We start from the raw sequence: 8,047 nt of genomic DNA on the forward strand, positions 1-8,047 counted from the left end.
CACCACCCAGGAGAACCCCGCCCCCTCCTCGCAAAAGGACCACGACGTCGGGTTGCGGTTGGTGGCGCGGTTCGCCCAGGAGGTGGGCCTGGCCGAGCCGGACCTCCCGTGGCACGTCCTGCGCACCCCCGTCGCCGACCTGGCCGCCGCCCTGGCGTTCACCGCGGGCGCACTCGGCAAGACGGCCGCCGACGTCCTGGTCCTGTCCCGGACGGAGATCGGCGAGGTGTCGGAAGGCGTGGGCGGCGGCTCGTCGTCGATGCCGCACAAGCACAACCCGGTCAGAGCCACCATGATCGCCGCGGCCGCCCGTCAGGTCCCCGCGCTGGCGGCCGTCCTGTACGGCTCGCTCGCCGCCGAGGACGAGCGCCCGCCCGGAGCCTGGCACGCCGAGTGGCAGCCACTGCGCGAGTCCCTGCGCCTGGTCGCCGGCGCCGCCCGCGACACCGCCGAACTGGTGGCCGACCTGCGCGTACACCCGGAACGCATGCGTGCCAACCTAGGAGTCGAAGGCTCGACGGGCTCGGCCGCGGCCCTGGTCGACCGGGCGCTGGAGAAAGAGGAGTGACGATGTTGCACCACCGCCTGGACGGCCCGGCCCACGGCGAACCGCTCGTGCTCGGCCCGTCGCTGGGCACCTCAACGCGCCTGTGGGAGCCGCAGCTCGCGGCGCTGGCGCGCACGTTCCGGGTCATCAGGTACGACCTGCCCGGCCACGGCGACCGTCCGGACGCCGCCGGAGCAGGGCATCCGGTGACCGTCGACGACCTGGCCGCCCAGGTGCTGGAGCTGGCCGACCACCTGGGCCTGGACGGCTTCCACTACGCGGGCGTCTCCATCGGCGGCGCGATCGGCGCCACGCTGGCCGTCGGGCATCCGGGCCGGATCCGTTCGCTGGCGTTGATCTGCTCGTCGGCCCGGTTCGGCGAGCCGTCCATGTGGCGGGAGCGGGCCGAGCTGGTCAGGTCGGAGGGCACCGGGCCGCTGCTGGCCGGCACCGCGCGGCGCTGGTTCTCCGGACCGCCGCACCAGCCCCTGCTGGACGACCTGAAGAGCGCCGACCCGGCCGCCTACGCCGCCTGCTGCGACGCCCTGGCCACCTATGACCTGCGCGGACGCCTGGCCGAGATCACCGCTCCCACGCTGGTGGTGGCCGGGCGGGACGACCCGGCGACGCCGCCCGCGCACGCCAGGGAACTGGCCGACGGCATCGGGGACGCCACGCTGGTCGAGATCCCCGGCGCCGCCCACCTGGCCGGCGTGGACCAGCCGGGCCGGGTCACCGCCGCGTTGCTGGCGCATCTGCCGTCCACGCCCGGCATGCGAGTGCGGCGCGAGGTGCTCGGGGACGCGCACGTCGACCGGGCGATCGCCCGCACCACCGGCTTCACCAGGGACTTCCAGGACCTGATCACCCGCTACGCGTGGGGCGAGATCTGGACCAGGCCGGGCCTGGACCGCCGTACCAGGAGCTGCGTCACCCTCACCGCGCTGGTGGCGCGCGGGCACCTGGACGAGCTGGCCATGCACGTGCGCGCGGCCCTGCGCAACGGCCTCACCCCGGACGAGATCGGCGAGGTGCTGCTGCAGAGCGCGATCTACTGCGGCGTGCCCGCGGCCAACGCGGCCTTCGCGGTGGCCCAGCGCGTACTGTCCGAGCCCGAGAACGAGCCGCCGGTCTAGGCGGTCAGGCGCCCAGGTCTCTGACCACGTTGTCGAGCCGGTGCGCCAGGTCGTCCAGAGTCTGGTCGGTCACGGGCCCGGCCGGCAGGTGGCCGGCGATCTCGTCGCGGCGGGCGATGATCAGCCCCCGGTGCGCGTCGTCGATCTCCGCGGCGCGCATCACCACGCAGTCCCCGCGCACGAACACCAGCGTCGCGTCGGGATGCTCGGACTCCAGGAACGCGCGCACGCACTCCCGGTTGATGAGTGACGTGCCCACCTGGGCGCTCATGCTCTCGTGTGTCTTGTCGGCCATCGCGGCCTCCCCTGTGTCGTCGATGGTGCTACCCCCAGCAGGCCGCTTACCCGGCAGCACGGGCTGAAACCAACGCCTCAGGCGTCCCTCGGCGCGGGCGCCCATTCCGGCTTCCAGCCGGGCCGGTGGCGATAGCCGAAGGCGAGCAGTCTGAGCACCTCGCACGGCGCGTGCTCGGGCGGGCACGGCGTGGCGGCGTCGCGGGTGCGTGTCACGCATCTGGGGCAGTGCACGCCGTCCTCGGCCACCGGGGTGTGCTCGTAGAGCAGGGCCAGCTCGGCCTGGCAGCGGGCGGTGACGTCGGCCGGGTCGTGCAGCGCGATGTGGATGGCCTCGACCGGCCGCAGCAGGTCGTCGCCGTGGAAGCCGACGGCGGTGGCGACGCGCCGTTCGTCCAGTTCGAGCCCGTAGGCGCCGTCGTCGTCGAGGCGGACGTAGCGCCACGGGTGCCGTCCCGCCGCCGCGGCGGTGGCCTTGTCGGCCTCGATCTGGGTCCGCAGCCAGCCGACGAGGTCGCGGCCACCCTCGTCGGCGGCGCTTCGCGGCTCGTGGTGGCCTTCCAGCCCGCGCAGCAGCGGGAGCGCGGCCCGGTTGAGCTCGTCAACCAGCACCTCGACCGACGCCTGCGCGTCGAGCAGGTTGGGCAGCCCCTCGGCCTGCGGCCTGGTGGGGGTGGTCAGGCGGGCCGCGTCGATCGGGATGCGGAGTTCGAGCGTGCTGAGCGCGCCCTTCCACGCGTACGGCGGCGCCGCGAACGGCTCGCCCTCCGCCTCGTGCCGCTGCCAGCTCGCCCACCCGTCCGGGATCATGAACGGCGGCGGCGCGGCCAGCTCGACCACGGCCAGGGCCAGGTGCGCGTCCTCGGGCCGGTGGCAGGTGGCGTCGAGCACCCGGGGATGGAAGCGGACGTACGGCGCGCGGGCCATCGGCTCGGTGGCCGCCTCCCAGGCCGCCAGCGCGTAGTGCAGCGGGTCGAGCGTGATGCCGTTCGCCTCGGGTTCGCCGTCGGCCGGCGCGAAGGCGTGTTTCCAGGAGCGCAGCGATCGCCCGTACTCCTCCTGGGCTCCCGTGTGCGCGTCTATCCAGGCCACCCTGACCATCGATGTCACCCCCCGCCGGTCCACTGCCCCGACTCGGCGCGCCTATCCGAAGGTGGGCGGGCCGCCGTCCGTCCTGGATCGCCGCCAGGCCACCGCCGCCAGGTACGCCCCCGCGGCCGCGGCCAGGACGCCGGGCACCAGCGCCAGCCAGCCGCGCCCGGCCAGCAGTGCCAGCACGGCCAGGACCACCCCGACCAGCAGCACCAGCGCGGCCCCGAGCAGGCGCAGCATGAACGCGTTGGACGGCGGCGGCGACTGCGCCCACCGGCCCCGGCCGCCGCCGGGCACGCCGGGCACGCCGGTGTCGCTCACCACGCCGGAGCGGCTGACGTCGTCCGGCGGTGGCGGCTCGCGCAGGACGGGCGCGAAGAACTCGTCGTCCGGGTCGTCTTGTCGCCGGTTCATCACAACCTCGCTGGTCGGCTCCGCTTCACGTACCCACCAGCGAGCCGGGCTCACGTCAAGGGCGTGCCTCGGCCGGGTCGTGGTCGCGGATCCGCGACGATCTGACGGCGGGCGCCCGCGGCCGGCCCACCCTGGCGATGTGCAGCAGGGCCGCCGGGTCGGGCACGCCGAGCCGGTCCGCCAGCACCGCGCGGGTGGGCGCCCAGTCGATGATCTGGCTGAGCGGGTGCGTGGTGTAGCCGAGGCCGGAGAGGGTGAGCCAGTGACGCATCAGCAGCCGTCCCTGCTCCACCTGCTCGTCCGCGTCACTGGAACCGACCAGCACCAGCACGTCGCCGTCGTAGTCGAGCAGGCCGCGGCCGGCGGCGGCGAGCAGCCGGGGCAGGCCGAGCCGGCGCAGCGCCGGGTACAACGCGAGCGAGGCACGCAGCCCGGCCGCCTCGGCCGGGCCGAGCGCCAGCGCCCGGTCGGTGAGCCCGTCGAGCCGGTAGCGCGGGTGGCGCGGGGTGAGCCGCATCCAGTCGCGCAGTTCCCGTGTCACCTCCGGGTCGCCGAACTGGCCGAGATCCGCCAGGAAGAGCAGGTCCGCGAGGTCGGCGCAGGCCAGCCGGCGCGTTCCGGCCAGGCTCGCGAGCAGGTCATCGGGCAGGCGTCCCGGGTGGTAGGCGCCCCGGTTGGCGCCGCGCGCCCGCACGTCGGCGGTGGTGAAGCGCGTCTCGTACGGCTCGTCGGCGCGCCGCAGCACGCCCACGCGACCCGGGCCCGGGTCGGGCGTGAATCCGACCGCGAGCCCGGCGTCGGCGCACACGATCAGGCAGCACTCCACGAACGCGCCCAGGCCGAGCCGCAGGTCACGGCCGGTGGGGTCGCTGATCGGCAGCGCTCTGGCCGGGTCCCAGCCGACCGCCGCCTCGTCTCCGGTGTAGGTGAGCGTCCAGGGCTGGGTGTTGTGCGCGCTGGGCGCGCGCCAGAAGTCGGGTTCCAGCGCCCGCAGCTCGTTCACGTCAGGTCCTTGCCGTAGAAGGTGTAGCCGTGCAGCGGCCGGCCGCCCATGGCCAGGTACTGGGCGGCCGAGCCGGGGTTGGTGCGTTCCACGTACGTGCTGCGCAGCGCATGGTAACCGCCCCTGCGCAGCCCTTCGTGCAGCTCGCGGGAGAGCAGCCGCATGTACCCGTGCCCCTGCTCGTCCGGGACGGTGCCCTTGATGATCAGCACGGCCTCGTGGCGGTAGCGTGATCTGGTGGCCAGCAGCTGGAGCTGATGGAACATATGCAGATTTCCACGAATTTTCGCCACAAACTCCGAAATGTCCGGCAGGCAGAGCACGAACGCGATCGGCCGCTCCGCCTTGGTCAGGTACAGCAGCAGCGCCTCGTCCAGCAGGTACGCCAGTCCGTCGGTCTGGTCGGCGAGCTGCTTCGCGGAGATCTCGGTGTAGTAGCCGAGCCCGGCGAAGCTCGCGTTGAGCATCTCGCGCAGGATCGGCAGCTGCTCGCCGATGCGCTTCCTGTCACCGCGGTGCACGCGCAGCCGCTCGTCCTCGATCCGCGCGTAGTCGAAGGTGAAGACAGGCTCGTCCGGGACCGGGCAGATCCAGGTGTCGGACTCGAAGCGGCGGGTGAAGCCGTGGGCCTCGTACGCGTCCGGGTAGTACGGGTGGTTCCACGCGCTGTCGATGAAGCCGCGTTCGCCGAAGCCGGAGGTGATCACGCCGCCGGCCTGGTTGGGCAGCAGCGACACCGGCCCGAACACCGCCTCCTTGCCGTCGGCCCGGCCCTGGGCGCAGATGCCGTCGAACAGCTCCTCGGCGGCGTGCTCGGCGAACTCGGTCAGGCCGAACAGCTGCGTGGCCCGGCCCAGCTTGGCGTCGAGCGCGGCGTCGGTGTGCAGGGTGGTGCGGCCGGTGATCTCGCCGCCCTGGCGCAGCAGGAACATCCGGACGCCCTGACGGAACCAGGTGCGCACCTGGGCGTGCAGCGGCGGGATGAAACGCGGATCACCCGGGTAGAGCCGGTCGGTCAGTGCCAGGAAGTCGCGCAGGTCGCGCCGGGTCTCGACGGGCTGGAGCGTCACTTACGCCTCACCAGCGGGCCCTGGCCGTCCTCGCCGGACAGCGGGGTGAAGGTCTCGATGTGCGCCATCTCGCCGCCCTCGGCCCGCCAGACGCCGTTGCTGTAGCCCTCCGGCTCGGCGTTGTAGAGGCGGATGTAGCCGCCGGTGGCGTTCTTGGTGCCGTCGGTCACCCACTGCATGAGCCTGCGGTGGTGCCGGCTGCGGGCGAAGCGCAGCAGGGCGTCGCGGTCCTCGAAGAACGCCAGCGTGCCCAGCGTGAACGGGAACTCCCAGTACACGGTGTGCCAGCAGTAGCCGCGCATGCGCTTCATGTCGCGGACCATGCGGAACCAGGTCAGGGTGAGCGTGATGATCGACAGCGGGCCCTTGTAGCGGGTGGCGCCGACGAACATCGCGGTCGCCTGCCCCTGCCTGGGTGCCTTGCTGAAGTCCGTGGTTCTCATGCGTCCTTCACCAGGTAGACGTTCTTCATCTTGGTCAGCCGGGCGAACGGGCCCTCGCCCAGGGCGTGGATCTTGACGCGCAGGTCGGCGGCGGTGGGGTCCTCCCTGAGCGATTCGGCGAAGTCGCGCGAGACCGCGCTCAGGTGGGCGAGCACGCCCTTGCGGCAGATGTCGGCCAGTTGCCCGTGGTCGACGTCGCCGCGCACCTCGAGGTTGATCACCGGCCGGTACTCCAGGCCGGGCAGCTCCTCCAGCGACAGGCAGAACCTGTTGATCGAGGCGGCGAACGGGTTGCCCTGGTAGAGGCCGTACTCGACGTCCTGCGGGTAGAGGTTGGCGCCCATGTAGGAGATCGTCGAGTCCTTGCGGCCGAACAGGAACAGCAGCGGCAGGTTCATCCGCTCGTCGGTCCACATGCCCGCGTAGTCGTCGCCGAGCGCCTGCCTGACCTCGGCCAGCGTGTGCAGCCTGGCCTCGTCGCCGACGTTGTAGCGCAGCTTGGGCTGCAGGCAGCTCTTGGTGTTGATGGTGCACAGCAGCTCGCCGTGCTCGTTGATCTCCAGGAACGTCTCGAGCGGGTTGTAGTGGAAGATCATCGGCAGCCGCTGCTCGCCCTCGCCGAGCAGCCGGTCGCGCAGCCGCTGGTCGGTGGCCAGGCGCTTGCGCAGCCGCACGCTGAACCCGGTCTCCGCGCCCATGCCGATGGTCAGGTCGCTGGCGCCGTAGCCGGAGCGCACCTCCTCGAAGCGTTCTTCGAGGTAGTCGCGCAGCGCCTCGGTCATGCCCTCGCCGCCGACCATGCCCCGGATCCGGTAGTCGGGCCAGGGGAAGCCGGCCTCGTCCAGACGGTCGCGCAGGTGCTTGAGGAACGGCGGGTAGGCGGCCACCACGTAGTCGTAGCCGGGCCCGAAGTGCTCCAGCGTGTCGATGATCTTGTCCAGGTCCGGCCCGGTGTTCTTGACCATGGCGATCCTGGCCATGGCCGTGCCGGTGGTGGTGCCGGTGGCCCAGGCCCCCATCGAGTACGCGTTGATCACGAACAGCCGCTTGCCGGGGAAGACCAGCTCGATGTAGCCGGCCGCGTTGCGGTAGATGCCCTTGAGCTCGCGCGGCCCGCGCACCCAGTTGTACGGCTTGCCGCTGGAGCCCGACGACTCGTCCACGATGACCCCGGCCCGGTGCAGCTTGCCCTCCTGGCAGCGGCTCTCCTCGTCGTAGACGCCGGCGTAGTTCTGCTTGGTGGTCTCCGGGAAGCCGGCCAGCCGCCTGGCGTGCTCGGCGCCGTGGCCGCGCAGGAAGTCGCGGTAGGCGGGCACGTCCACGGCGGCGAACTGGCAGGCCACGCGCGCGTGCCTGGCGGCCACCCAGTCCAGGGCGGGGTGGTAGGAACGGGCGACGAGGCGCCAGATGGCCGGGTGCATCGCGCCCAGCCGGTACGCGCCGGTCAGCGACCAGGAGTAGGCCTGGAGCCGGATCCTGCGCCAGCGCTGACGGGGGCTGAGCGGCCCTAAAACGGGACTTAGGCGGGTCATGAGCCGTGAGACTACTGAGTTCCCATGGAAAAGCGCTTTACAGCGACTTGCATTGTTATGGGCGGGCCACTGGTGCTTCGTCCAGGAATGGTGCCTTCACCTCGGGGTACGGGCCTGACCTGCGAGGACGAAGGGGGAACCATGGTTCGCAAGAAGGTGGAAGGCGACGAGGACCAGCGCCGCCGCGCCGCCCACGAGGCCAGGAAGTCCGGCAAGAGCCCGAGCGAGCAGAACGTCACGACGGGGGGCTCCAAGCAGCGGCACTCGCTGCCGAAGAGCGATCCGCATCACCATCGCGAGCGCCTGGCCTCGATCCACCGGGGCAAGCAGCAGAACACCTCGCCCAGGCCCAAGCCGGGTTCGAGCTGAGCCGCCACGCCGGAAGCCCCGGTGGGGCTTCCGGCACCCGTAATTCAGTATTGACGCCTCCGCAGGTAGGGAGTTACCGTCTACTCATAATTAAAAGGAAACTTTCCTAATAGTTTCCTGGAGATCTCCCATCCCACCCCCATACAC

10 protein-coding genes are annotated in these 8,047 nt (G+C 71.9%); 3 read left to right on the top strand and 7 right to left on the bottom strand.

Annotated elements, in window-relative coordinates; all coding sequences use genetic code 11:
* Nucleotides 1–568, top strand: a 568-nt coding sequence (locus tag HII36_RS51225) for a lyase family protein (protein ID WP_268959823.1), incomplete at its 5' end; no start/stop codon positions are given.
* A gap of 2 nt (nucleotides 569–570) precedes the next feature.
* Entirely contained in the window at nucleotides 571–1,683 is a 1,113-nt protein-coding gene (pcaDC, locus tag HII36_RS51230; protein WP_173530678.1) for a bifunctional 3-oxoadipate enol-lactonase/4-carboxymuconolactone decarboxylase PcaDC, read from the top strand.
* A gap of 4 nt (nucleotides 1,684–1,687) precedes the next feature.
* Here pcaDC and HII36_RS51235 read toward each other — a convergent pair whose 3' ends face one another.
* From HII36_RS51235 to HII36_RS51265, 7 genes are all read right to left on the bottom strand, one after another.
* Nucleotides 1,688–1,978 carry a hypothetical protein gene (locus HII36_RS51235; RefSeq protein ID WP_236004983.1) on the bottom strand — a complete coding sequence of 97 codons (291 nt, stop codon included), beginning with the start codon at nucleotides 1,976–1,978 and terminating at the stop codon, nucleotides 1,688–1,690.
* 77 nt (nucleotides 1,979–2,055) lie between these two features.
* Nucleotides 2,056–3,078, bottom strand: coding sequence for a DUF6221 family protein (locus HII36_RS51240; protein ID WP_173530679.1), 1,023 nt, complete (start codon nucleotides 3,076–3,078; stop codon nucleotides 2,056–2,058).
* 42 nt (nucleotides 3,079–3,120) lie between these two features.
* A complete protein-coding gene (locus tag HII36_RS51245) occupies nucleotides 3,121–3,483 on the bottom strand; it encodes a hypothetical protein (RefSeq protein WP_173530680.1) in 363 nt (120 codons plus the stop codon).
* A 55-nt stretch (nucleotides 3,484–3,538) separates the two neighbouring features.
* On the bottom strand, nucleotides 3,539–4,486 hold the full coding sequence (locus HII36_RS51250; protein WP_173530681.1) for a nitroreductase family protein: 948 nt from the start codon (nucleotides 4,484–4,486) through the stop codon (nucleotides 3,539–3,541).
* The gene (locus HII36_RS51255) at nucleotides 4,483–5,556 is read right to left on the bottom strand and encodes a GNAT family N-acetyltransferase (protein WP_173530682.1); all 1,074 of its coding nucleotides are present in this window, start codon (nucleotides 5,554–5,556) and stop codon (nucleotides 4,483–4,485) included. Before HII36_RS51255 ends, HII36_RS51250 begins: the two co-directional genes overlap by 4 nt.
* The gene (locus HII36_RS51260) at nucleotides 5,553–5,999 is read right to left on the bottom strand and encodes a DUF4188 domain-containing protein (RefSeq protein ID WP_173530683.1); all 447 of its coding nucleotides are present in this window, start codon (nucleotides 5,997–5,999) and stop codon (nucleotides 5,553–5,555) included. Before HII36_RS51260 ends, HII36_RS51255 begins: the two co-directional genes overlap by 4 nt.
* Nucleotides 5,996–7,531, bottom strand: coding sequence for a phenylacetate--CoA ligase family protein (locus HII36_RS51265; protein ID WP_173530684.1), 1,536 nt, complete (start codon nucleotides 7,529–7,531; stop codon nucleotides 5,996–5,998). Before HII36_RS51265 ends, HII36_RS51260 begins: the two co-directional genes overlap by 4 nt.
* A gap of 141 nt (nucleotides 7,532–7,672) precedes the next feature.
* Here HII36_RS51265 and HII36_RS51270 point away from each other — a divergent pair, with 141 nt between their 5' ends.
* On the top strand, nucleotides 7,673–7,900 hold the full coding sequence (locus tag HII36_RS51270; protein WP_173530685.1) for a hypothetical protein: 228 nt from the start codon (nucleotides 7,673–7,675) through the stop codon (nucleotides 7,898–7,900).
* The last annotated feature ends 147 nt before the right edge of the window (nucleotides 7,901–8,047 follow it).

The organism is Nonomuraea antri, from assembly GCF_013283785.1.
GTDB lineage: Bacteria > Actinomycetota > Actinomycetes > Streptosporangiales > Streptosporangiaceae > Nonomuraea > Nonomuraea antri.